The organism is Alteromonas sp. NFXS44, assembly GCF_040148705.1.
Classification (GTDB): Bacteria; Pseudomonadota; Gammaproteobacteria; order Enterobacterales; family Alteromonadaceae; genus Alteromonas.
This window is the reverse complement of sequence record NZ_JAGDEA010000008.1, coordinates 250,710-274,272: the sequence shown is the minus strand read 5'-3', so window position 1 is coordinate 274,272 and position 23,563 is coordinate 250,710. Positions and strand designations below refer to the sequence as shown.

The following is a 23,563-nucleotide window of genomic DNA, read 5'->3' as shown; positions in this document are numbered from 1 at the left end:
CATGCGGACGTTAATTTGTCATAGCGGGGTACTGCTCCTTTGTGCCTGTGCGGCGCAAAGGAGTGCCGACACCCATGAAGTACCGGAAGAAGTCACCTTTTCGTTATCCGATTTGCAAATAAAAAACGGCGGTGAGAGCGTGGCGGTATCCGGCCTCACCACTGAGATCCCCGGAGTGACCGTTACACAGGAAAGTAGCCATCCGGCCGGACAACCGGTCAGCAGGATCGTGTTCACTGAAGCCTGGGAGGGACGGGCTTATCTTAAAGTGAATAGCCCTGTTAACCTTAATCTGATACCTCAACCGGAAGCGGCAGCATTGACGTTTGACTTAAGGGTAGACGATGTCAGCAAGGCCGGGTTGCAGGCGGGCATAGATTGTGGTGAGAACTGCCACTATGTCGTCGATTTATGGCCTGACGCAGTAAAATGGAAAGGTGCAGGATGGCAGCACGTTAGCATCCCGGTTAAGTGTTTTTCCGGCAAATTTGCCGACTTTACAAAAGTGGATGAGCCTTTCAGATTATTCTTTTATGGTTCTGGTGATATTGCCGTGTCAGGGGTGAAAATTACCGCGAATGAGCCGGGAAATATCCTGTGTCCGGATCAGGATACCCAAAGTATTACGCCGGCCCCGCTGCGTGCATTTTGGGCTGATGACTGGTGGATGAAGCGCCATCACCAGAAACTGGCAGAAAAGCAGATCATCCGGCCAGAGGTTGTGCTCATTGGCGACTCAATTACCCATGGCTGGGAAGACAAGGGCGCAACGGTTTGGAAAGCGTATTTTCCGGATGTTACCACGTTAAATCTGGGTTTCGGCGGCGACAGAACCGAAAATGTGCTCTGGCGCATTGAACAGGGTGAATTAGACGGCCTGTCGCCGGCCATCACGGTTGTGATGATCGGCACCAACAATACGGGTCACCGGATGGATCCACCGGAATACATTGCCCGTGGGGTAAGTAACATTATTGACCGGATAAAGCAGAAAATGCCGGACAGTGCTGTCTTACTTACCGGCATATTTCCCAGGGGAGAAAATGCCATGTCTCCCGAACGGATTAATAATCAGAAAACAAATGGTCTTCTGGCACATCTTGCTAAAGAAAAAGGCGTTCATTATACCAATATAAACGATGTTTTTTTGAGCGAAGACGATATATTGAGTAAAGATATTATGCCCGATTTACTCCACCCGAATGAAGCCGGATACCGGCTTTGGGCACAGGCGCTTGTTCCCTGGTTTTCTGCGCTGAAAAAGGAAAATTTGGACAAATAACGATAAGAGAAAACACGGTTTTGTGCTAAAATTCGGGTCTTGCAGGTTTCCAGCTAATTCCGGATAACTATCTGAATTATGAAAACAAAACTGAACGATCTTATTGCTTTTACCGCCGTTGCCGAGGAAGAAAGTTTTACCCGTGCAGCGGCGCGTTTATCCGTCTCTCAATCTGCGTTAAGTCATACCATAAAGGGGCTTGAAGAAAGGCTGGGTTTACGTCTGCTTACCCGCACAACCCGTAGTGTGTCCCTCACTGAAATCGGTAAAAAATTGTACGATTCCGTGGCGCCCAGATTACTCGAAATTGAGAACGAGCTGGATTCACTGAACGCCCTGAAAGATAAGCCTGCCGGTACCATCAGAATTTCAGCCGCAGAACATGCGGCCCGCACCGTCATCTGGCCCAAAGTCCGCAGTTTTATGGTGAAGTATCCGGATATCAATATCGAACTTTCTATAGATTATTCCCTGACTGACATAGTGGCGGAAAAATATGATGCGGGCGTCCGCCTGGGAGAAAGTGTAGAAAAAGACATGATTGCGGTGAGCATCTCGCCGCCGCTTCGCATGGCGGTGGTGGCCACACCGGAATATTTCGAAAAAGCGGGGAAGCCTGCTGAACCCCGCCACTTGTCAGATCACAACTGTATTAATTTACGTTTGCCAACCTACGGACGGCTGCTGGTGTGGGATTTTGAAAAAGATGGCCACGACGTAAACGTGCGGGTTGAAGGGCAATTTACCTCGAATAAAACCACTTTCATTCATGATGCTGTGTTAGCAGGAGTGGGTATTGCTTATTTGCCGGAAGGCATGGTGCTGGAAGATATTAAAGCTGGCCGGCTGGAACGTGTTTTAGATGAATGGTGTGATGAATTCCCGGGCTACTACCTCTACTTCCCCAACCGGAGTCAGTATTCTCCGGCATTTTCTCTGTTTGTAGAAGCGATGAGAGAAAAGCCGGAGTAAACTGGCTTACTTATCAGTTAAGGCCGCGTCATCAGGGCGTATATCCACCAGTGGCCATCGACGCGGTTCTCATAAATTGGCGACGACCTGTGTTCTCTGGTTTAACCGGGTTATCTGACATCATGACTCCTGTATTGAGACGTTTCACAAATTGTTAACTACACTAGCGTGTACTGGTTTGAAGTATTAGTGATGAATTGTGAAAGCAGTAATGAATTTTTCAGATTAATCCGTCTGAACTCTCAAAAGAACAAAGCGATAAAGACGTATTTTATTTATGAGCTTTATTCATTAACTCATGCCATTAATATCAATTGAGACTGTGATACAAAACAGTAAATTGTTAACAACAGGTTACCACCACAAAAAAATGAGGTTTTTAATGCCTACCTATCAATTCAACGTAAATGGCGCGTCCAGAGAAGTGGATGCTGACGCAGACACCCCTTTGCTCTGGGTTTTGAGAGACGACCTGGACTTGCCCGGCACCAAGTTCGGTTGCGGTATGGCGATGTGTGGTGCCTGCACTGTTCATGTGGGGGGGAATGCTGTCCGCTCATGCTCTGTGCCGGTTTCTGCCGTAGGCAGTAATGCTGTCACCACGATTGAAGGGTTGTCAGAGAAAGGCGATCACCCGTTGCAAATTGCCTGGGTAGAGCAGGATGTTGCCCAGTGCGGATATTGTCAGACCGGACAGATCATGAATGCAGCAGCACTGTTAAAACGTAACCCGAATCCTTCCGATGAAGAAATAGACAATGCTATGTCGGGGAACATTTGCCGTTGCGGTACTTATCTGCGGATCAAAGAAGCCATTAAAACCGCAGCAAAAGCATAAGGAGCCTGTTATGTCAGAAAACATTATGTCAAAAACGGGCCAGCGGTTATTCCGTACCTCAATGGGGCGCCGTCAATTTCTTAAAGCCTCTGCGGCAGCTTCTGGCGGCCTGATGATTAATTTCAGCTGGCTGGGAACTGCACAGGCGCAAACGGCCACAGACGCTCAACCTGTGCGTTTAAATGCTTATATTCTTGTCTCACCGGACGGCGGCATTACCGCTATGGTCCCGAATCCGGAGTTTGGCCAGAACGTGATGACATCAATGCCCATGATCCTGGCTGAGGAAATGGACGCAAACTGGGAAGATATTACTGCGAAAACAGCGGATTACAGCCCTGATGATTATCAGCGCCAGTTTACCGGTGGCAGCCAGTCCATCCGGCAGGGATGGCAAAGCTTGCGTATGGCCGGCGCGGGTGCAAAGACACTCCTGTTGATGGCGGCCGCCGCGAAGTGGCAAGTGCCTGTTGCCTCACTGACAGCCAAAAACAGCGTGGTATCCGGTCCAGGTGGAAAGTCAGCAACCTTTGCAGAACTGGCGCAGGACGCCGCATTACTGACTTTACCTGAAGAAATTGCACTGAAAGCGCCTGAAGATTTTTCCATTGTCGGTCAGTCGAAAACCAATCTGGAAGGGCATAAAGTGGTCACCGGCCAGCCATTGTTTGGTATTGACTATAAAACAGAAGGGACGTTAATTGCCGGTTTAGTCCACCCGCCTGCGTTTGGTAAAACCCTTGACAGCGCGGACCTGGAAACCATTAAGACCATGCCCGGCATTGTGGATGCGTTTGTGTTCGATGCCATGGAGCCGGATTACACCCGCAACTATTTTGATACCACGGCGTTTACCAAACTCATTGCTATTGTGGGTGAGAAAACATGGCAGGTATTGAAAGCGAAAAAAGCCCTGCAGGTTAAGTGGAAAACCTTCGACAGCTATTCAGAGAAAATGGACCGTTTCGGTACACTGGTCGATACGGCTATTCCCGGCGGACTGGAAAGCACGGCGTCCCATCGTGAAAAAATGGAAGCCCTGTTAGCGTCTGATTTGCCGGTATTACGGCAGGATGGCGATACGGCAGCTGCATTTGCAAACAATGAAAAAGTCATAGAGCGTACTTACTATGCGCCATACCTGGCTCACAATACTATGGAGCCAATGAATTTCTATGCGAATGTGACTGATGACGCTGTTCACGTAGCGGGCCCGCTGCAAGCACCCGGCTTTATCGTCAACTCTCTGGCCAGCCGGTTAAATGTGCCGCCGGGCAAAGTGCGTATCGAAATGACCCGGATGGGCGGTGGATTCGGTCGTCGTGCCTATTCCCATTATCTGGTAGAAGCGGCGGTCATTTCAGCCAGAGTCAAAAAGCCGGTGAGGCTGATGTATACCCGGGAAGATGACATGACCATGGGCATTTACCGGCCAACCTACATGGCACGTTTCAAAGCGGCGCTGGATGAGAACAATCAGTTAATTGCTTATCAGGTCGACGGAGTGGGTGTGCCTGAGCATTCTGTTCACGCAGACCGGTTCCCGGCAGGCGCGGTACCCAATTATCTGGCCCGTGGTGATGCGGTACAGTCGAATATTACTACCGGCGCATTCCGGGCACCGCGTTCTAATTTCATGGGGGCATCTGAGCAGGCGTTTCTTGACGAAGTGGCAGAACTTGCCGGCGCAGATCCCATTGATTTCAGGCTGGCACTGTTTGAGAAAGCCATATCGTCACCGGTGGGCGAGCACAATGATTACGATGCAGCCCGTTATGCCGGCGTGTTAAAGCAGGTGCGGGAGCAATCCGGCTGGGATACGTTACCGGCATCGGTGAAAAAAGGCGTCGGCGCTTATTATTGCCACAACTCCTATGCTGCACACGTTGTTACCGTGACTGAGAAAAACGGGTCGCCACGGGCTGATAAAGTGTTCAGTTGTGTGGATTGCGGCATTGTGGTGAACCCCATAGCGGCATCTAACATGGTACAGGGCGCAGTTATCGACGGTATCGGTAATGCGATGTTCGGGGAAATGACGTTTACAGACGGTCAGGCGGATAAGGACAATTTTAACCGCTACCGCATGATCAGAATGAACGAAATTCCTTCATCTGTTGATGTCAGCTTTGTGAAAAGTCATACCGATCCAACCGGGTTAGGCGAACCGCCGTTCCCGCCAATTTTTGCTGCACTGGCTAACGCCCTGTATCAGCACACCGGCGAGCGGTTCTATGAGCAACCCTTTGTGCATAAGCTTGAATCGCTGAAAGACTGATAAGTAAACGCCCGCTGAAATGCGGGCGTTTTGCTTTATTGCGCTTTGAACCATTTAGCAATGACCTGACGTTCTTCGTCTGTCATGCCGGTTTTATTCATAAAGGGCATGTCTTTACTCACGGCTGAGCGCTGATAAATTTGCGGCGCATAACGCTTAATATCCTGCCAGCTGTCAAATTTCACTCCCAGTGGCGCAACCTTGAAAATATCATCTGTCGGGCTCGCAGCATGGCAACTTGTGCAATGCGTGGTAATAAGCGTCTGAACGGCTTTGTCATCAGCAGACAGTGCCGTCTGGTCATTCTGTGGCGCTGAAGCCGCTGCCGTGTTTTCCTGCTGGCTGACGGGCATAGATACCCAAATTGCCAGTAACAACATGCCCGCCGCACCGGATACCAGAATAGACGGCTTTTTAATGTCCTGATGTTTTAAATTAAAAAAGTGTCTTATCCAGGCAGACAGGGCCATGATGGCAATGAGTACCAGCCAGTTTTGCGGATGCTGATATGTCATCGGATAGTGGTTGCTGATCATAATGAACAGTAACGGCAACGTCAGGTAGTTGTTGTGCACAGAGCGTAATTTTGCGCTGGCGCCCCAGGCCGGGTCGATTTCACCTTTTGCTGCCACCGCTGCCACCATTTTTCGCTGATTGGGCATGATGTTTAAAAATACATTTGCCACCATGATGGTGCCCACCAGTGCGCCTACATGAATATAAGCGCCACGGCCACTGAACAGCTGGGTGGTCAGCCAGCTGGCAAAGCAAATCATCATGATTAAAAACAATGCAAACAGTTTGGGCGATTTAGCCAGCGGACTGCGGCATGCCAGTTCATACAGGGCCAGCCCGCCAAAAATGATCCCGAGGCCCGACAAAATTGCCGTTTGCGGACTCAGTGCATTTACGGAGGGATCGATAAGATAGGCAGACGCTCCGAAGTAATAAACGATGATGAGCAGGGCAAAGCCACTTAACCAGGTAGTATAGGCTTCCCATTTAAACCAGTGTAATGTCGCAGGCATGCTTTCAGGGCCATAGGCATATTTAGCGACTTCATAAAAGCCGCCGCCATGTATCGCCCAGAGATCGCCCTTAATACCTTTTTCCTGCTTCCATTCAGGTGGTGTGCGCAAACTGTTATCTAACCAGATAAAATAAAACGATGCGCCAATCCAGGCAACGCCTGCAATCACGTGAAACCAGCGGACAAAAAGGGATAACCAGTCGAGTCCTTCCATACTTATCTCTCCTCTTTGCGGTATTGCGCAGTGCCGGCAACCCGGGTTTCTATTATCATCCGGTCATCACCGAGCATGGACAGTGCAAACAGCACCTCTTCTGCGGTATCACGGTCATGTAACCGGTGGGACGTCAATTCATCAAAGGCGGCGTCGACAATAATAAAATCGGCGAAAGTGCCGGGGTTTAAATTGCCAATTTCGTGCTGAAGTTTATGTGCCACGGCTGCACCTTGGGTCATCAGGTATAAACCGGTTAAAGGGCACAATGCCTGTTGCTGCATCTGACACACTTTGTAGGCTTCACCGTAGGTTCTGAACAGGTTAAAGGTTGTGCCTGCGCCCACATCAGTGGCCAGGGTAACGGGGACTTTCAAGCTCTTCGCTTTTTGATAATCAAACAAGCCACTGCCCAAAAACAGGTTTGACGTTGGGCAGAAGGCGATAGTCGCCCGCGCGTCTGCCATTCGCTGCCATTCCTGCTCTGTCAGGTGAAGACAATGTCCGAACACGCTGCGCTCACGCACCAGACCATAATGGTCATATACGTCCAGATAGCCGTTACGTTCGGGAAACAGTTGTTGTACCCACTGAATTTCTTTCTGATTTTCAGACAAATGGGTCTGAATAAATACGTCGCTGTGTTCAGCGGCCAGTGACCCGAGTAAAGACAATTGCTCACGGCTGCTGGTGGGAGCAAATCTGGGGGTAATCGCGTACAGATTACGCCCTTTATTGTGCCAGGATGAAATCAGTTGCTGTGATGCTTCATACGCTTGCTGAGGCGAATCGGCGAGGCCGGCAGGACTATTCTGATCCATACACACCTTACCGGTTATCATCGCCATATTTTTTGCTGATGCTGCAGCAAAAAGCGCATCGACGGAACTGGTGTGTACGGTGGGGTAAACTAATCCGGTTGTTGTCCCGTTTTTTAAAAGCTGACGCAAAAATACGTCCGCCATCGCGGATGCATAGTCCGGGTCGGCGAACTTCTTTTCGGTGGGAAAGGTGTAATTTTCCAGCCAGGTAAGTAACTGTTCGCCATAACAGGCCAGCATTTCTGTTTGCGGAAAGTGCAGATGGCTGTCGATAAGACCGGGCATGATCCAGTGATTTTTGTGATCGTGCAATGTGGCATCGGGGTAGTCGGACACTACATCGGCAAAGTTACCAATGGCCAGGATCCGCTCGCCGCGAACCGCCAGAGCGCCGTCGGGGTAGCACACCGCATCCTGTTGCGGTGAATCTGTTTGCTGCGGGAAATGCAGTATCTTCGCACGGAATAGTTGAATCGTATTACTCACTAACTACCCCGGTAACTGCTGAAGCCGAAGGGTGAAATGAGCAGAGGTACATGATAATGACCGCCACTTTCCTGCATGGTAAAAGCAATATCGACAAACGGGTAAAAGCTTTCGCCGTGTTTTTCTGTCAGGTAATCCTGGCAGTGAAACCGTAATGAGTAAGTCCCCTGAGAGAAATCTGCGTCACCCCAGCTTTTACAGCGACCGTCGCTGTCAGTCATGCCATTAACCTGTTTTCCGTCGGGAAAAGTCAGTGTCAGTGGTAACTGGCTTACGGGTTTACCTGATGTGGTGTCCAGAACATGACTGGATAAAGAAATCATAACCGTTCCTTAACTGTTAATCGCTTTGCTGATACGCAGGCAGGTAATTTTAATCTGCTCTGCTGCGGCATGTTTAAGCTCCTCTTCCGTGCTGTTGTTCAGCCTGTTTTCCAGCGCCTCCAGCATGGTTGTTGCCGGCAGACCTGATGCACAAATAATAAAAATAAAGCCGTGCCTGGCCAGATACGCTTCGTTTTTTTCTTTCAGCGCATAAAGGGTGGCATCGTCAGCGTCAGCCGTGCCGCTTTGTTCTCCGGCAGCTAAAGCGCGGGTGCTGGCATATTTGCTGCGTAATGAATTAATGTCACCAATCATGGGGTGGGCGGCAAATGCCTGCAACAAATCGTCCTTTTCCATGGTCTCCCAGACTGCCTTCCCGTGATTTTGTATATCGGCCACATCACAATAAGGGCGTTTGTCCGTCATCATGGATGCCCATTTTTCTGCTGCACAGGTTTGTGAAAACCAGCGCATGGCGTCCTGCCAGGGCAGGGCGTTTAGCGTGTTTACGTTCATGCTGATACGTTATCCTTGTTATCGTTTTCCAGCGTACGGCTTTGTGTGACGTCAGGTGCAACGGGCACCGGCCGGCTGTGCAGGCGTTCAATAATCTGAGCGCTGACCGACACAGCAACTTCTATGGGCGTTTTGCCGGGAATAGCCAGGTTACCTACCGGTGAAACAAAATGGTTATCTGCAGCTTCGCCAAGTCCGCGATGGGCGAGTTTGGTACGAAAGCGTCTGGCTTTTGTGTCAGAGCCAATCATGCCCACATAAGGAAATTGATTTATCTTCAGCGCTGTTTCTGCCAGTAAATAATCCAACTGATGATCGTGAGTAAGAATAAGCAGCCAGCTTTGGGCCGGAAGAAGAGGGATTTCACCTTCTGGCTGGGGATCGCAGACTGTCGTCACATTTGGCGGCACATCCAGTTCTGAAAAGGCATCCGGGCGGCTGTCTATCCACTTAATATTCAGAGGCAGTTGTGCCAGAACAGGGATCAGCGCCTGAGCGACATGTCCGGCACCGAAAATGGCCAGTGTCTGACAATGGCTGACGTTGATTTCAAACAGCACCTTAACGGCTCCGCCACAGCATTGCCCTAATTTACTTGAAAGCGGGTAGGATTCGATATGTTGTTGTGACTGGCCGGTGGCTAAAAAAGTACGGGCTTTTTTTACCGCATCAAATTCCAGATGACCACCGCCGATGGTATCGAACTGACGGTCGCCGGTAACCACCATTTTCGCGCCTTGTTCTCTTGGCACAGAACCCGCGACCGTGAGTACGGTGATCAGCACGTAACCCTGTGCATGACGGTGGCACCAGCTTACGGCATCAAACCAGTTACGGGGATGTCTCATGATAATGTCTCCGCTTCAGCCTGCTGCAAATCAGTAATGGCATTGAGCACATTTTCCGGGGTGGCCGGCGTTGGCAGAACAGGGTCAACGGTGTAATCACTGAGTGATGAAATGGCATCTTTCAACGCACACCACACCGATATTGCCAGCATAAAGGGGGGCTCGCCCACCGCTTTTGAATGATAAATACTGTCTTCGTCGTTAGGACGGTCGAATAAATCCACGTTCATCACCGGCGGTGTATCACCAATGGCGGGGATTTTGTAGGTCGCCATGTTATTCGACAGCAATTTACCTTCTTTATTCCATTTCAAGTCTTCCGATGTCAGCCAGCCCATGCCCTGAATAAAGCCGCCTTCGATCTGGCCTTTGTCGATAGCCGGATTCAGACTGGCGCCCACATCATGAAGAATATCTACACGGTCCACTTTGTATTCACCAGTGAGGGTATCAACGGAGACTTCTGATGCGGCAACACCATAAGCAAAGTAAAAGAAAGGACGACCGGAACCTGTGGCCCGGTCGTAGAAAATTTTAGGAGTTTTGTAATAGCCCGTAGAAGACAGAGAAACCCGGCCAATGTAAGCCGCCTGAATAAGATCTGAAAACGCAATACGCTCATCACCCAGTATCAGGTGCCCGTCGGCGAACACCGCCTCTTCTGCGGGCAGACCCTTTTGTTTCGCCCAAAAGGTAACCAGTCTGGCTTTTAATTCAAGACAGGCATTTTGCACGGCTTTACCGTTCAAATCGGTGCCCGATGATGCGGCAGTAGGTGAGGTATTCGGCACCTTATCAGTGCGTGTAGCGGTAACTTCAATATCTGCGAGATCGATACCAAATTCATGGGCTGCGATCTGGGCAATTTTGGTGTGAAGTCCCTGGCCCATTTCCGTACCGCCATGATTAACCTGTACGCTGCCATCGGTATAAATATGCACCAGCGCACCAGCCTGATTCAGGTGTTTGGCAGTAAATGAAATACCAAATTTCACCGGCGTCAGAGCCAGCCCTTTTTTAATTACCGGACTGGACTGATTAAAACCGGTGATCGCTTCTCTGCGCTGCCAGTATTCGCAGGATGTTTCCAGTTGGCCAATCATTTCCGGCAGCAGATTATCGCCAATATCCATGCCGTAAGGGGTGATATTCCCCGTCGCTTTGGCATAAAGGTTACGCTTGCGGATAGTGAGCGGGTCTTCTTTTAAAGTTCTTGCGATGCCATCTATCATGGCTTCGGCCACAATCATGCCCTGAGGACCGCCAAATCCGCGATAAGCGGTATGGGATACATAAGAGGTTTTCAGGCGGTGACCAACAACATGACTGTCACCTAAAAAATAGCCGTTATCCACGTGAAACATGGCGCGGTCGACAATGGCATCAGACAAATCAGCACTGTAGCCACAATTGCCGTTTACAGTGATGTCCGCACCCTGGATAATGCCGGCTTCATCAAAACCGGTTTGCCAGTGGTTTTCAAAGGGGTGGCGTTTGCCGGTGACACTCATGTCCTGTGAACGGGGCAGGCGGCATTTCACTGCGCGCTGATTGCGCTGCGCAAGAATAGCGGCGATACACGCCCACTGTGCGGCCTGGCTTTCTTTACCACCAAAACCGCCGCCCATTCTGCGCATGTCAACCGTGACCCGGTGAAGCTTTACGCCCAGCACTTCTGCCACCAGTTTTTGCACTTCGCTGGGATGCTGGCTGGAGGTGTAGATCATCATGCGATCTTCTTCTTCCGGCACGGCCAGTGAGACCTGACCTTCCAGATACATGTGCTCCTGACCACCAATGTTCAGGCTGCCGGACACTTTGTAAGGTGAAGCGTTAACCGTATGGATGGCGTCCGGGTTACCGAAAGCATGTGTAGGGCGTACAAAGGACTGTTTTTCAAGGGCTTCGTCCACTGAGAGCACGGCAGATGCCGGCTTCACGGTAATGGTGCCCTTAAGTGCTGCGCGCCGGGCAAGCTCTGTGGTTGTGGCTAAAACCGCAAAAACAGGCTGGCCGTGAAACAGGATTTGCTTGTCTGCAAGCACAGGATCGCCGTCAAATACCGGCGCGATATCAGTATGTCCGGGTACATCGCTGACGGTAATAACATCAATAACACCTTCGCTGTCACGGACGGCCTCTAAATCAATATGTTCAATTTCACCGGCAGCGCAGTTGCTTACGCCGATGGCCGCGTAAGCGGTGTTGGCCGGTTCGGGCATATCGTCCACATACCTTGCCTGACCGCTTACCTGGCGTTCTGCACTTTCGTGCGCTTTGTTTTTACCTAACGGGCTGGATGCAGGTACCTGACGGGCGTCTGCAACCGCCGGGGTTTGAATGAGTTTACGCATGATGTACCACCCGCGTCGGAATAAGGTTGTCCTGCTGATTCTCCAGCCAGAACCGGTGCCATAAATTGCCCAAGACCTGCTTTCTGTATGCTGCCGTAGCGCGTACATCATCAATAGGATTAAAAGCGTGCGTCAGAAGATTTTTCCCCTCTGACAGTGTTTGTGCGTCGCGCCAGGGCTTACCCACCAGAGACGCCGCTAAAGCGGTACACTCCACAGGTGTGGCTGCCACACCACCGAATCCGCTGGCAACAGAGGTGATCACACCATCGCTGATCCCCACGTTAAATACGGCAAGCACGGCGGAAATATCATCTTCCATGCGCTTCGATATTTTATACGCTGCCAGATACTGAGCCGGTTGAGGTAAGGGGATATGAATGGCGCTGATCCATTCATTGCTTTGCAGCGCAGTTTGGCGATAGCCGGTAAAAAAGGCGTTTGCCGGAATGCTGCGGGTGTCGCTGCCATTATCTGCCACAATGTCAGCGTTCAGCGCCAGCAGCAGCGGCGGTGTATCGCCGATGGGTGAAGCGTTAGCAACGTTTCCGCCCATGGTTGCCTGATTACGCACAGGCAGAGAAGCAAAGCGGGTGAATAATTCTTTTAATGCCGGATAGTGGCTCACCAGCGTTTTCATTGCCCGGGACAAAGGCACAGCCGCGCCGATGATGATATGCGATTCGGTAACGTCAACCTCCTGCAGGCAACGCATCTGACTTAAACTGATGAGTGTTTTGAAAGACTGATGCTTTTGCGTGATCTCAAGGGCCAGGTCGGTACTACCGGCAACCAGCGTTGCATCCGGGTTGCCGGCAATGGCTTTTTGCAATGCTTCGCGGCTGTCAGGCATAAGTAACTGACTGTCCTCTGTGACGTCTTCCCGGCTAAGCGCATATAACCTGGCAAGGGTTGTTGCCTGTTGTGCATCGAACTTGTCTGCTGTTTTATTTGAACAGGCATCAATGGTGGCATCAATAATGGGACGGTAACCTGTACACCGGCAAAGATTACCTGATAACGCATCTATCACATTTTCCCGTTCGGGTGCATTATCAGAATGGTAAAAAGCAAAGGCCGACATCACAAAACCCGGCGTACAGAAACCGCATTGGGAACCATTATGGTTCACCATCGCTGTCTGAACAGGATGCTGTGCTTGCAAAGAGGCTAAATCTTCTACGGTGATGAGCTGTTTTCCATGCAACGAAGACATCAGCGCAATACAGCTGTTGATGGTGGTGTAGGTAAGGCTGTTGCCATCGTCGGAAGGACTGGCTACCACTACCGTACAGGCGCCGCAGTCGCCGGCTGCACAGCCTTCTTTTGTCCCCGTTTTTCGTTGCTGTTCCCTAAGGTAATTCAGCACCGTCATATTCGGGTTGCTCACCTGCAATTCGACAGGTTCATTGTTCAACAGAAAACGGACCATACCGAACTCCATGTAGATTTCAAAATGCTTGAATGCATTACTATATCTGTATTGTAAATTAAAAAGTAGACCATATGGTCAGATTTTTATGTTAAAAAAAGGCCATTGCGAGTGGCGTGTATTTTTACGGTGCAATTTGCACGATTTTGTGCACTTTTATAGTGCGCACCAACAAAGTTGGTTGTTCTTTAGTCAGCGTATCGCCAGCGGCTAAAAATCAAGTTCTGTTAACCAACTGCTGTTCAGAAGCTGTTTAAAAGATGAGTACGCAGCAATTAACTCACCCTTACAAAGCCCGTCTGACCTTTGTTTTAAAAATCGCTGCAAGATGTATGCGCAATGTTTTATACGCGCAAGAATATTCTATAAATGAAAAATTTATCACTGATTTAAGCAACTGTGGCACTATGACTGAATAGTCAGGTTTGACCATTTCAAAAGGAACAAAAAGGCGTCATGACTCAAGCATCAAAAGTGGATGCCAGTGTGGGAGCCCGTAACAGGGCAATCATTCTGGCAGCAGCAGAGAAAGCATTTGCTGCTCAGGGATTCAGAGGGACATCTGTCCAGCAGGTAGCAGATAAAGCAGGACTCCCTAAAACCAATGTTTTGTATTACTTCAAGTCCAAGCAGGAACTTTATCTGGCAGTCCTTAAGGAAACCATGTCGTTATGGAATTCCAGTTTCGATAAAGCCACTGCAGATGATGATCCTGCGCAAATGCTGGCAGATTACATTGCCGAAAAAATGGAGTTATCGAGAACACACCCGCTGGCTTCGAAGATTTTTGCCATGGAAATTATCAATGGTGCGCCAAACCTGAATCACTATTTTGATGATGAACACAGCGACTGGATGGCCGGTCGTGTGGCTATTTTGAAAGCCTGGACAGAGCTGGGGAAAATGCAGGCCATTGACCCCCATTATCTGCTTTTCAATATCTGGGCAAGCACCCAGCACTACGCTGACTTTTCAACGCAAATTACCCGTCTTCGCGGCGCGAAAATGAAAAAAGCAGATTTTGAAGAAGCCACCAGAAATCTGGTAACCGTTACATTAACCGGTTGCGGTTTAACGGTACCGGAAAAATACAGGATTGTGACAGCATGAGTGATGTTAGCAACAGTTATCCCCGTGACCTGAAAGGCTATGGTGCCAATCCTCCTGATCCACAGTGGCCGGGTAAAGCCAGAATTGCAGTACAGTTTGTCCTGAATTACGAAGAAGGTGGTGAAAACTGCGTGCTTCACGGTGATGCACATTCTGAAATTTTTCTGTCAGAAATTGTCGGTGCGCAGCCGTATCCTGACCGTCACATGAGCATGGAATCGCTTTATGAATACGGCAGCCGTGCGGGCTTCTGGCGTCTGCACCGGTTGCTGACAGAAAAAGCGGTACCGGTCACTGTGTTTGGCGTCACTATGGCAATGGAGCGTCATCCGGAAGCGGTTGAGGCAATGCTGAATGCCGGCTGGGAAATTGCCAGTCATGCCATGCGCTGGATTCATTTCCAGGATATGGATATCGATACCGAGCGGGCGCAAATTGAAGAAGCGGTAAACCTGCATGAAAAACTCACCGGCAAAAAACCTGCAGGCTGGTATACAGGCCGCACCAGCCCCAACACGTTAAAGCTGATTGCAGAGCGGGACGATATTCTCTACTGCGCAGATTCTTATGCGGATGATTTGCCCTACTACGATACCCAAAACGGTGCGCCGCTGCTGATGGTGCCTTACACGCTGGATACCAACGATATGCGGTTTGCCACGCCGCAGGGATTTAACAGTGGTCAGCAGTTCTTTGAATATTTGAAAGATGCTTTCGATGTTCTCTACGAAGAAGGCGCCAGCCAGCCTAAAATGCTGTCCATCGGCTTGCATTGCCGTATCGTGGGTCGTCCGGCCCGTATGGCAGCTTTAAAGCGGTTTATTGAATACGTGCAAAGTCATGACAATGTATGGCTGGCAACGCGGGAAGAGATTGCAAAACACTGGCAAACACACTTCCCGTATAGCGGAGATTAAAGTGTTGTGACTGCATAACGGCGTCATACCGCTTCAGTCTGTGCCGCCGTTATCTGTTTGATTCAGTCTGACCGGAAAACAAATCACAAATTTGGCTCCCATACCCGGAGAGCTTTCCACTTTTATTGTCCCCTGAAGTGCATTGGTGACAAGATTATAAATGATATGGGCGCCAAGCCCGCTGCCGCCAGCACCCAGTTTGGTGGTGAAGAAAGGCTCAAAGATGCGCTTTAATTGCTCTTCATTCATACCACAGCCGTTATCACTGTAAATCAGCTCAATGGTGCTTCCAATTTGTCTGGCATGCAGTGTAATCATGCCCTTTTCATTGGATGAAAAGGCGTGGGTGAGGGAGTTCATAATGAGATTTGTCAGAATTTGTGCGATGGCACCGGGTCTGGTCTCACTGATAATATTTTCAGCGCAACCGGACACGATTTCATGACCGGACTTTTTGATCTGCGGCTGTAACGAGGTGAGAACTTCATTGAGATACTGGTCAAGGTCAATGGTTCTTACCGAATCCTGATTGTGGTCCATGGAAATATTTTTAAAGCTTTTTACCAGGTTTGCGGCACGGGATAAATTCAGTGACGTGGCAAGGCTGCCTTCCTGCGCTTCTTTGATAAACCGTTGCATGAAGGTTTTGGTCACCTTGTTGCTGTCAAAACGCTGTTCAAGTTCTGCGAGGAGGTGTTCAACATGACTGATTGCCGTTACCGATATGCCAAGGGGCGTATTAATTTCATGAGATACGCCGGCAACCAGGCTGCCTAACGATGCCATTTTCTCCTGTTCAAGCATCTGTTTTTGTGAAAACTTCAGTTCTGACAGTGTGTCTTCAAGAGACTGATTCGTATTCTCCAGCTCTTTTGTTCTGGCAGATATCTGGGCTTTAGCCTGGCTCAGTCTGCGGTTCGACAAATAGATGTAAAAGATGACAGAGCAGGCCAGTATAGTGGCAGGCATCGCCCACATAACAATGGTCAGGGTATCGGTGCCGATCTCAACGTTCACACGCAGCCATTTATTTTTTAATGCTTCCCGTTCCTGCATATCCATGGCGGCAATGGCTTTATTCAGCATGCTGACAAATTCAGGCCAGTCACTTCTGACGCCTATGACTATTTCATCGGCATAACCTGTGGCTCCGGTTATTGCAAAGCTTTGATTTTCGCTGTCAGCCGCTGCTGCACTGATCACCGCAAGATTGCCCAGTACAGCATCAATCTTACCGGCTGAGAGCGCAGAGAACGCCTGTCCGGTTGTTTTAAAGCGCCTGAATGTGAGGTCTGCGTGCTCTTTTTCCAGCTTCTCTGCAAGATGGTTATTCGTAATGCCCACTTCTTTTCCGGCAAGTTGCCACAGATTGTTTACCGGCGGTTGACTGGTGCTGGTGGCTATGACCACAGGAAAAAGCAAGTACGGATCGGTATAAAGGATATCTGTGGCAGGCTGCAGAGGTTTAATCAGAGCCGGCATGATGTCCAGAGACTTTTCTTTCAGACGCTGTTCTGCAGGTACACCGGTTTTAGTTATTGTCAGTTCTGCCGGTATTCCTAACTGGCGGGTAAAATGACGGATGAAATCTGCACTTAAACCACTGAAGTCTCCGTTTTTGTTGAGGAAGCTTAACGGCCGGGTCTTAAAATCATCGCCTAGTCTTATGGTTTCTTTGGTTTTTAACCAGTCACGCTCTTCTCTTGTCAGGCTGATTTGTTCAGCGGCATAAAATGAATCGTTGGAGTTTTCTCTCAGCCATTTATAAATCAGCGCACTGCGCGTACTGGCTGGCATAGTGGCAAGGGCTTTATTGACAACCTGCATAAACGGTGCGGCCTCAGGACCGGCAGCCATATGAAGTTCTGCATTGCCATATTCAGTCAGAAGACCATTCACTGTAATATTGGAAATAAAATGTTTATCCAGATACCAGGCTACAGATGCATAATTGCTGACGAGCAGATCCGCTTGCCCTGAGGAAACAGCCATAATGGCTGCTTCTAAATCCGGCACTTCGATAATGCGAAGATCAGGGAGCAGGGCTACGCGGGCCGCAAGGGCCTCATCGTCTTCAGGTACTGCCAGTGTGCGGTTTCCGGTATCCTGCAGACGACTTATTTGCGCTGTATTTGGTCTTGAAAAAAAATACTGCGATAAAGACAAATAGCTGTCGGACAGAAGCAGACTATCAGGCCGGGTGTCTTTCGGATTTATTACCGGCATCACATGGATTTGCCCCTTAGCGGTAGCCTCTTTGAGGTATTCGGCGCTGTCACTGCGGATTATATTAATTTGCGAACCTGTCTGGCTGGCCACATAGCGCAATAATTCAATGGCAAAACCTGTGCTGTTGTTGCTTTCATCTGTGTAATTGAATGGCACATTGTTGGTTTCACCGGCAACGTTTATCACCGGATTTGCCGCTAACCAGGCTTTTTCCTGTTCAGTCAGCCGGAGTGGCTCTGAAACGGCATCTGTGTTCAGGATCCCGCTGAGGGTAAAATCGTGGCTGATCAGGCGCGGGTTTCTGATCAGGGAACGACCGTCAAAATGAATACCGTCCGGTTGCAGTTGAAAAAAGGGCAGGTAACGGGTGAGATCATCCGGTGTCGCTGTAATCATCAGAGAATCAAATTCAATTCTCTGGCTGTCAAAATCTACTCCGTTAAGATAATCATGCAACATCACGACTGCCCAGGCGCCATCCATAAAGTGACCACCTATACTGACCACGATCTGGCCCGATTCGAGATAGTCAGCCGTCGGTGTATCCCAGTCGACACCGCCGACTGCCGGCGGGTCATCGATCCCCATTTCAGCTATTTTATCCGCCACGCCTTTTGCTATCAGATCGCTCACACACCACACTTCTGTGATATCCGGATTATCCATCCAGGCTTTCTCAAAAATTTCACCGGCTTCGGCGTCACTCCAGTAAGCGTATTCTGTTTGAACGCGGGTGATTTCAGGATGTCTGGCAACAAACGCATCTAATCCGCTCAGGCGGCGGGAAGATGATGCATCAACAGGGTCACCACCGATGGCAAGTATTCGATGGTTATCTTGTTTGCGATGGAGATGTGTATGCCGGATAAGAGCACTTGTTAATCGCTCGCCAATGGAATAGTCGTCGGCCGTAATACTGCCAATCCAATACCGGAACTGCTTACGGGGCTTGAGGTTTGTATTCTGCATACGATTGTTGATTAAAATCGAAGGTACTCTGTGTGCTTCAGCCAGAGTCAACACGTCTCTTTCTGCACCAGTCCACACTTGAAATATCAGACCGTCTAAATTGCTGTTGAGGGCTTTCTCAGCTTGTTCACGCATTTTATCAGCCGACAGCGCATAGGGATAAATAGCAAGCTCAACTCCCAGATCAGCAGCGGCCCGTTCGCTCATGCTGGCAACTCTGTTCCAGAAAGGGGTACTGTCAGGGATGAGTAAAGCAATTCTAAGAGGGGGGAGGTCGTTACTGTTTGCAGAAGGCGCAATCTTTGCATCCTGTGCTGGTGCAAAGAATGGTAAACAGATAAGAAACAATAAAAATGCCGGAATAAAAAACGGAACGTGTTCACGTTTGATGAGTGGACCGGCTCCCGGAATTTTGCACTGCACAATTAATCCTGTCTGTTTAACTTATTTCCCTGTTGTTAACTTTTAAACATAGTTTGGCTTATCGAAAATTAAAAGTTTTTTTAGATAAGGTTTAATAAAAAGCTGGCAGCACTTTTATCTCATCAAGGAAAATGTATGTTTAAAACCCGCAGTATGGTCACCTTACTCCTCACTCTTCCCCTGGTAACCAGTTCCATGGCAGCCGGTATCACCCGTTTTGCCTCATCATCGCCGGATGCGCCTTTTTCTGTTGCCACTCAGGTGGGCAATACCGTGTATCTGTCCGGTCAGCTCCCTCTGGATAAGCAAGGCAAGATGGCCGGCAACATGACGGCTCAGGCCCGTCAGGTCATGGATAATGTTAAGTCGGCTGCAGCGGTTGCCGGCCTGACAATGAATGATATTTTTAAATGCACGGTAATGATTGACGATATCAGTCAATGGGGAGACTTCAACAAGGTATACGTTACCTACTTTGAAAAAGGCAAGTTACCTGCGCGCAGCGCTTTCGGCGCTGACGGTCTGGCGATGGGAGCTATGCTGGAAGTGGAATGTATGGGCTACAAGCACATGGAATAAACGCGTTGTCCGCGACGGTAGGGTGAAAACACAAAGGAGTCCGCTGAGGGACTCCTTTTTTCTTTTATTTCAAATCAAAGATGTATCTGAGCAGGAAAACCAGCGCGAGAATATAGGTTATTTTGCTCACCTCTTTGTATCTGCCACTGCCGGCCATGGTGACCACATAGGTGATGAATCCCAATGCAATACCTTCTGAAATACTGAATGTTAGCGGCATTGCCAGCAAGGCTACTGAAGCGGTTGCCAAAGCGCCGAGATCATCGAAATCAAGCTGGCGGATGGAATCCATCATCAGGATCCCCACCATGATGAGTGCCGGTGTCGTTGCCATGAGAGGGATGACTTTCATCAGCGGGGTCAGGAATAACGCAAACAGAAAACACAGTGCAGTGACGATGGCAGTTAAACCTGTACGGCCTCCAGCGGAAACACCCGCAGCCGATTCCACATAACTGGTGACCGGTGATGTACCCAGTGCCGCACCGGCTACACTGGCTGTCGCATCAGCGGTCATCGCACTGCCAATTTTGGGCAATTTGCCTTTTTCATCCAGCAGATTTGCACGTCGGGATACGCCGATGAGGGTGCCGATGGTGTCGAACATATTCACAAACATTAATGCAAAAATCAGGTCCCAGGTTTCACCAAAATGTTCGATGGGATACCAGATATCCATAGCAAAGAAAGTATCGTCAATGGGATCCGGCATGCCGAAGAAAGCATCGGGATGGTTGGTGAGATAACCGTCACCGGACGGGATGAACGCACCGGCAACGGAAAGAATAATAATAGAGAGCAGAATGCCCCCTGTAACGTTGCGCATTACTACCACGATGGTCAGAAGAATACCGGCAAAAGCAAGCAGTACAGCAGGGTCGGATAAATCTCCTAAGCTGACGAACGTCGCCGGATTATCCACCACCAGACCGGCATTTTTTAATCCGATAAAAGCGATAAACAGACCGATACCACACTGCACGCCGACTTTCAGTGAGGGGGGCACGGCCTCGGCAACCTTCGTCCGGACGCCGGTCAATGTAAGCAGAAGGAACAAAATGCCGTTCCAGAACACGATACCCAACGCCGCTTCCCAGGGAACGTCACGACCCATACAAATGGTAAAAGTAAAAAACGCATTCAGGCCCATGCCGGGAGCCAGTGCCACCGGGTAATTTGTCATGGCAGCCATCAGCAAACTACCCACACACGCGGCGAGGGCGGTAACAGTAATAAGGCCTTCTACGGGCATACCGCTTAGCCCCAGAATGCCCGGGTTTACGACCAGAATATAAGACATCGCAGCAAAGGTTGTTAAACCGGCGATGACTTCGGTTTTAACATTTGTACCATGTGCCTGCAGCTTAAACAGGCGTTCCAATAAAGCGTGTGACATGGGGTCTCCCCGGATTATTCTATTTATGCGTATTATCTGAAGCCGGATAAAGCAAAATCCTGACCACTTAGTCATAAATGGTTCGTTTTGTGCTTGCTTTTCAGCTTGATACAGTAGTGCAGTCCGGCCAGTGATTGATTTGCCGGAAGTTTATGGAAGGCGGTACCGGAAAGCAGCAGGCAATTCATAAACTTAAGGGGCGGGATTGTAGCAAATTTTCAGTTGTTACAGATACAATACTGTCACGACAACAGGTGAAGTTGCACCACGAGTGCAATATTGTGTTATTTTGGTGCAAACCGCTAAGAAAAAATACTCCGTGCATTGCCGTTATGCTAACGGAGAGGAAAATCCATTATGTCGCTAAAATCGTTAATTCGTGCTCTGCCTAAAGCAGAACTGCATTTACATATCGAAGGTACATTGTCACCGTCTCTGATGTGGGAGCTGGCACAACGCCATGGCCTGGAATTGCCGTATCAGTCAGTTGCGGATATCGAAGCTGCTTATCAATTTTCAGATTTACAGAGCTTTCTTGATTTGTATTACGCCGGTGCGGATGTGCTGCGTACTGAGGATGATTTCTATCAACTGATGATGGCGTACCTGCTTAAATGTAAGGAAGAAAACATTGTTCATGCTGAGATCATGTTTGATCCGCAAACTCACACGGAACGTCATGTATCTTACCGGACATTTATGACGGGGTTCCTGAAAGCCATCAGAGAGGCGCAGGAAGGCTGGGGAATGAGTGTGAAACTCATCCTCTCATTCTTACGCCATCTGAGTGAAAAGTCGGCCATTCAGACATTGCAGGATGCAGAGCCCTGGTACGACAATATTGATGCAGTGGGTCTGGACAGTTCAGAACTGGGGCATCCTCCTGAAAAATTCGAACGTGTCTTCAGTCAGGCCCGCTCTCTTGGTTTTAAAGTCGTCGCTCATGCCGGTGAAGAAGGTCCGGCAGAGTATATCTGGCAAGCTATCAATCTGCTCAATATCGACAGGATTGATCACGGTGTGCGGTGCAGCGAAGATGATGAGCTGCTGGCGCTCATCAAGCACAGACAAATCCCCCTGACAGTTTGTCCGCTGAGCAACCTGAAACTATGTGTCATAGATGATATGGCGAAGCACAATATTCTGTCGTTGCTTGAAGAAGGACTGCTGGTAACAGTGAATTCTGACGACCCCACGTATTTTGGTGGTTTCATGAATGAGAACTTTGACGCACTGGAATCTGCACTGGGGATGAATGAAGAGCAGTTACGTAAGCTGGTGAAAAACAGTTTTACAGCCAGTTTTCTTTCTGAGGAAGAAAAACTTCACTGGCACAATGCTGTAGATGCAGTGCAGTAGCACGTTAACGGAATCAACAATCAAAAACGGCGCAGTAATGACTGCGCCGTTGTTCGTTTTAATGCCTGACGTCCGGGTTTAGCGCGCCGTTTTATTCTCCCGGGATGTGTTTCTGATATTTATCCCAGTTTTCAACCAGTTCATTTATCACTGTACTGCCAGCAAGATAGGCCGCTTCCAGTGACGGTACCATCGCCGCATAGCCGCCGTTTTCACGCTCCATCGCCAGGTTCTCTGCGGCAGTCAGTCCTTCCGGCTGCATTGTGAAGTTACTTGCCGTGCGCAGCACCATAAAACGGTTCTTGTCGGCTTTACCCGCACGGTCCAGATAAATCATCGACTGGTAACTGCCGGTATCTTCCATACCGGAAGTCATGAAGTTGCCTTCACCACGGGTCCATAATGATACCCAGTCGTTAGCCCAGTCATTCAGCAGTTTACCATGCCAGAAAGTGGAAGCCGCCAGGTGATCGCCGATCATGACTTTGGGCGTGGTCCGGGCGTTGGGATAATTCTTATAACGTGCACGTAATTCAGCCATGGCTTCAGTGTCTATAAGTTTCAGCGATTTCGTCAAATTGAATGCCCATTCACTTAAACCGGTATTCAGCTTGTACATTTCACCGTTAACAGCCGGGCGGCCGGCATCGGTTTGCGGGGCGTTTGCGAATAAAGGGAAATAGCCTGAAGGCCAGTCAGCAGATATTTCTCTGGCATCAATTTCATGGGCAAGATCACCATCCACCAGGTGGCGTGTCCAGACTGCAGAACCGATTGTACCGTCCAGCGGATCCATACCGGCAATACCGGCAACCAGCCAGTAGGCTTCGGTTAAGTCAAATCGGGGGTCCAGCCCCAGTGCCATAATGGCTGCAGAAGCACGTGCAGTGCCCATGCCTGTTACGATGGCAAGCACACCTTTGTCTTCATTGGCGTAGATGTCGTGGAAAGACTGGGGAAAAGGAAAACGGGTATCCAGGCCATAACGTTCTTTCCACATTTGAAATTCGCCGGCTTTGTCACCTTCGTCTTCACCGATTTCAAACATCGTAACGACCACGGCTTTCACTTTTAACGGGGCAGCAGCGTGGCTGAGGCTGGTAAGACTGAGCAGGCAGAAACCAAGAATGGCTGACACAGTATTTTTCACAAATAACTCCTTGTTGATGCAGTAATTGCCTCAGAAT

19 protein-coding genes are annotated in these 23,563 nt (G+C 49.4%); 9 read left to right on the top strand and 10 right to left on the bottom strand.

What is annotated here, in order from left to right:
- Position 1: 1 nt before the first annotated feature.
- From J3369_RS12270 to J3369_RS12255, 4 genes are all read left to right on the top strand, one after another.
- Complete coding sequence (locus J3369_RS12270; protein WP_349587213.1) at positions 2–1,282, top strand: GDSL-type esterase/lipase family protein; 1,281 nt, start codon at positions 2–4, stop codon at positions 1,280–1,282.
- Positions 1,283–1,360: 78 nt separating this feature from the next.
- Entirely contained in the window at positions 1,361–2,254 is an 894-nt protein-coding gene (locus J3369_RS12265) for a LysR family transcriptional regulator (RefSeq protein ID WP_349587211.1), read from the top strand.
- Positions 2,255–2,636: 382 nt separating this feature from the next.
- The gene (locus J3369_RS12260; RefSeq protein WP_349587209.1) at positions 2,637–3,092 is read left to right on the top strand and encodes a (2Fe-2S)-binding protein; all 456 of its coding nucleotides are present in this window, start codon (positions 2,637–2,639) and stop codon (positions 3,090–3,092) included.
- A 10-nt stretch (positions 3,093–3,102) separates the two neighbouring features.
- Positions 3,103–5,370, top strand: coding sequence for a xanthine dehydrogenase family protein molybdopterin-binding subunit (locus J3369_RS12255; RefSeq protein WP_349587207.1), 2,268 nt, complete (start codon positions 3,103–3,105; stop codon positions 5,368–5,370).
- Between the two features lie 35 nt (positions 5,371–5,405).
- Here the strand turns inward: J3369_RS12255 and J3369_RS12250 are convergent, their stop codons facing one another.
- The 7 genes from J3369_RS12250 to xdhA are packed head-to-tail and all read right to left on the bottom strand — an operon-like array spanning position 5,406 to position 13,394.
- Positions 5,406–6,614 (bottom strand): urate hydroxylase PuuD, encoded by a 1,209-nt coding sequence (locus J3369_RS12250; RefSeq protein WP_349587205.1) that lies wholly within the window; start codon positions 6,612–6,614, stop codon positions 5,406–5,408.
- Positions 6,615–6,616: 2 nt separating this feature from the next.
- Entirely contained in the window at positions 6,617–7,909 is a 1,293-nt protein-coding gene (gene guaD, locus J3369_RS12245; protein WP_349587651.1) for a guanine deaminase, read from the bottom strand.
- 11 nt (positions 7,910–7,920) lie between these two features.
- Positions 7,921–8,244, bottom strand: a complete 324-nt coding sequence (uraH, locus tag J3369_RS12240; RefSeq protein WP_349587203.1) for a hydroxyisourate hydrolase — start codon at positions 8,242–8,244, stop codon at positions 7,921–7,923.
- Positions 8,245–8,253: 9 nt separating this feature from the next.
- Complete coding sequence (gene uraD / locus J3369_RS12235) at positions 8,254–8,760, bottom strand: 2-oxo-4-hydroxy-4-carboxy-5-ureidoimidazoline decarboxylase (RefSeq protein ID WP_349587201.1); 507 nt, start codon at positions 8,758–8,760, stop codon at positions 8,254–8,256.
- Positions 8,757–9,608, bottom strand: a complete 852-nt coding sequence (xdhC, locus tag J3369_RS12230; protein WP_349587199.1) for a xanthine dehydrogenase accessory protein XdhC — start codon at positions 9,606–9,608, stop codon at positions 8,757–8,759. Before xdhC ends, uraD begins: the two co-directional genes overlap by 4 nt.
- Positions 9,605–11,962, bottom strand: a complete 2,358-nt coding sequence (xdhB, locus tag J3369_RS12225; RefSeq protein WP_349587197.1) for a xanthine dehydrogenase molybdopterin binding subunit — start codon at positions 11,960–11,962, stop codon at positions 9,605–9,607. Before xdhB ends, xdhC begins: the two co-directional genes overlap by 4 nt.
- On the bottom strand, positions 11,955–13,394 hold the full coding sequence (gene xdhA, locus J3369_RS12220; RefSeq protein WP_349587195.1) for a xanthine dehydrogenase small subunit: 1,440 nt from the start codon (positions 13,392–13,394) through the stop codon (positions 11,955–11,957). The genes xdhB and xdhA overlap by 8 nt, the downstream gene beginning before the upstream one ends.
- Positions 13,395–13,654: 260 nt before the next feature.
- On the opposite strand from xdhA, the gene J3369_RS12215 reads away from it, so the two are divergent.
- The 3 genes from J3369_RS12215 to puuE are packed head-to-tail and all read left to right on the top strand — an operon-like array spanning position 13,655 to position 15,421.
- Positions 13,655–13,813 (top strand): hypothetical protein, encoded by a 159-nt coding sequence (locus tag J3369_RS12215; protein ID WP_349587193.1) that lies wholly within the window; start codon positions 13,655–13,657, stop codon positions 13,811–13,813.
- A 37-nt stretch (positions 13,814–13,850) separates the two neighbouring features.
- A complete protein-coding gene (locus tag J3369_RS12210; protein WP_349587191.1) occupies positions 13,851–14,504 on the top strand; it encodes a TetR family transcriptional regulator C-terminal domain-containing protein in 654 nt (217 codons plus the stop codon).
- Positions 14,501–15,421 carry an allantoinase PuuE gene (puuE, locus tag J3369_RS12205; protein ID WP_349587189.1) on the top strand — a complete coding sequence of 307 codons (921 nt, stop codon included), beginning with the start codon at positions 14,501–14,503 and terminating at the stop codon, positions 15,419–15,421. Before J3369_RS12210 ends, puuE begins: the two co-directional genes overlap by 4 nt.
- Positions 15,422–15,454: 33 nt before the next feature.
- Here the strand turns inward: puuE and J3369_RS12200 are convergent, their stop codons facing one another.
- Positions 15,455–19,042, bottom strand: coding sequence for a transporter substrate-binding domain-containing protein (locus J3369_RS12200; RefSeq protein ID WP_349587187.1), 3,588 nt, complete (start codon positions 19,040–19,042; stop codon positions 15,455–15,457).
- Between the two features lie 135 nt (positions 19,043–19,177).
- Between J3369_RS12200 and J3369_RS12195 the strand changes: the two genes are divergently transcribed.
- Entirely contained in the window at positions 19,178–19,621 is a 444-nt protein-coding gene (locus tag J3369_RS12195) for a RidA family protein (protein WP_303574025.1), read from the top strand.
- A 64-nt stretch (positions 19,622–19,685) separates the two neighbouring features.
- On the opposite strand, the gene J3369_RS12190 is transcribed toward J3369_RS12195, so the two are convergent.
- Positions 19,686–21,017, bottom strand: coding sequence for an NCS2 family permease (locus J3369_RS12190; protein WP_349587184.1), 1,332 nt, complete (start codon positions 21,015–21,017; stop codon positions 19,686–19,688).
- Positions 21,018–21,374: 357 nt separating this feature from the next.
- Between J3369_RS12190 and J3369_RS12185 the strand changes: the two genes are divergently transcribed.
- Positions 21,375–22,376: an adenosine deaminase gene (locus tag J3369_RS12185; protein ID WP_349587181.1), complete on the top strand. Its 1,002-nt coding sequence runs from the start codon at positions 21,375–21,377 to the stop codon at positions 22,374–22,376.
- Positions 22,377–22,467: 91 nt separating this feature from the next.
- On the opposite strand, the gene J3369_RS12180 is transcribed toward J3369_RS12185, so the two are convergent.
- Positions 22,468–23,526, bottom strand: a complete 1,059-nt coding sequence (locus J3369_RS12180) for a purine nucleoside permease (protein WP_349587178.1) — start codon at positions 23,524–23,526, stop codon at positions 22,468–22,470.
- Positions 23,527–23,563 lie beyond the last annotated feature (37 nt).

What these genes read in the sequence shown, in the direction of transcription:
- J3369_RS12215 (WP_349587193.1), top strand. Translation starts at nt 13,655, where the DNA reads ATGAGTACGCAGCAATTAACTCACCCTTACAAAGCCCGTCTGACCTTT.
- J3369_RS12185 (WP_349587181.1), top strand. Translation starts at nt 21,375, where the DNA reads ATGTCGCTAAAATCGTTAATTCGTGCTCTGCCTAAAGCAGAACTGCAT.
- J3369_RS12265 (WP_349587211.1), top strand. Translation starts at nt 1,361, where the DNA reads ATGAAAACAAAACTGAACGATCTTATTGCTTTTACCGCCGTTGCCGAG.
- uraD (WP_349587201.1), bottom strand. Translation starts at nt 8,760, where the DNA reads ATGAACGTAAACACGCTAAACGCCCTGCCCTGGCAGGACGCCATGCGC.
- xdhA (WP_349587195.1), bottom strand. Translation starts at nt 13,394, where the DNA reads ATGGTCCGTTTTCTGTTGAACAATGAACCTGTCGAATTGCAGGTGAGC.
- J3369_RS12260 (WP_349587209.1), top strand. Translation starts at nt 2,637, where the DNA reads ATGCCTACCTATCAATTCAACGTAAATGGCGCGTCCAGAGAAGTGGAT.
- xdhB (WP_349587197.1), bottom strand. Translation starts at nt 11,962, where the DNA reads ATGCGTAAACTCATTCAAACCCCGGCGGTTGCAGACGCCCGTCAGGTA.
- puuE (WP_349587189.1), top strand. Translation starts at nt 14,501, where the DNA reads ATGAGTGATGTTAGCAACAGTTATCCCCGTGACCTGAAAGGCTATGGT.
- J3369_RS12250 (WP_349587205.1), bottom strand. Translation starts at nt 6,614, where the DNA reads ATGGAAGGACTCGACTGGTTATCCCTTTTTGTCCGCTGGTTTCACGTG.
- J3369_RS12270 (WP_349587213.1), top strand. Translation starts at nt 2, where the DNA reads ATGCGGACGTTAATTTGTCATAGCGGGGTACTGCTCCTTTGTGCCTGT.
- J3369_RS12210 (WP_349587191.1), top strand. Translation starts at nt 13,851, where the DNA reads ATGACTCAAGCATCAAAAGTGGATGCCAGTGTGGGAGCCCGTAACAGG.
- J3369_RS12195 (WP_303574025.1), top strand. Translation starts at nt 19,178, where the DNA reads ATGTTTAAAACCCGCAGTATGGTCACCTTACTCCTCACTCTTCCCCTG.
- J3369_RS12255 (WP_349587207.1), top strand. Translation starts at nt 3,103, where the DNA reads ATGTCAGAAAACATTATGTCAAAAACGGGCCAGCGGTTATTCCGTACC.
- uraH (WP_349587203.1), bottom strand. Translation starts at nt 8,244, where the DNA reads ATGATTTCTTTATCCAGTCATGTTCTGGACACCACATCAGGTAAACCC.
- xdhC (WP_349587199.1), bottom strand. Translation starts at nt 9,608, where the DNA reads ATGAGACATCCCCGTAACTGGTTTGATGCCGTAAGCTGGTGCCACCGT.
- J3369_RS12190 (WP_349587184.1), bottom strand. Translation starts at nt 21,017, where the DNA reads ATGTCACACGCTTTATTGGAACGCCTGTTTAAGCTGCAGGCACATGGT.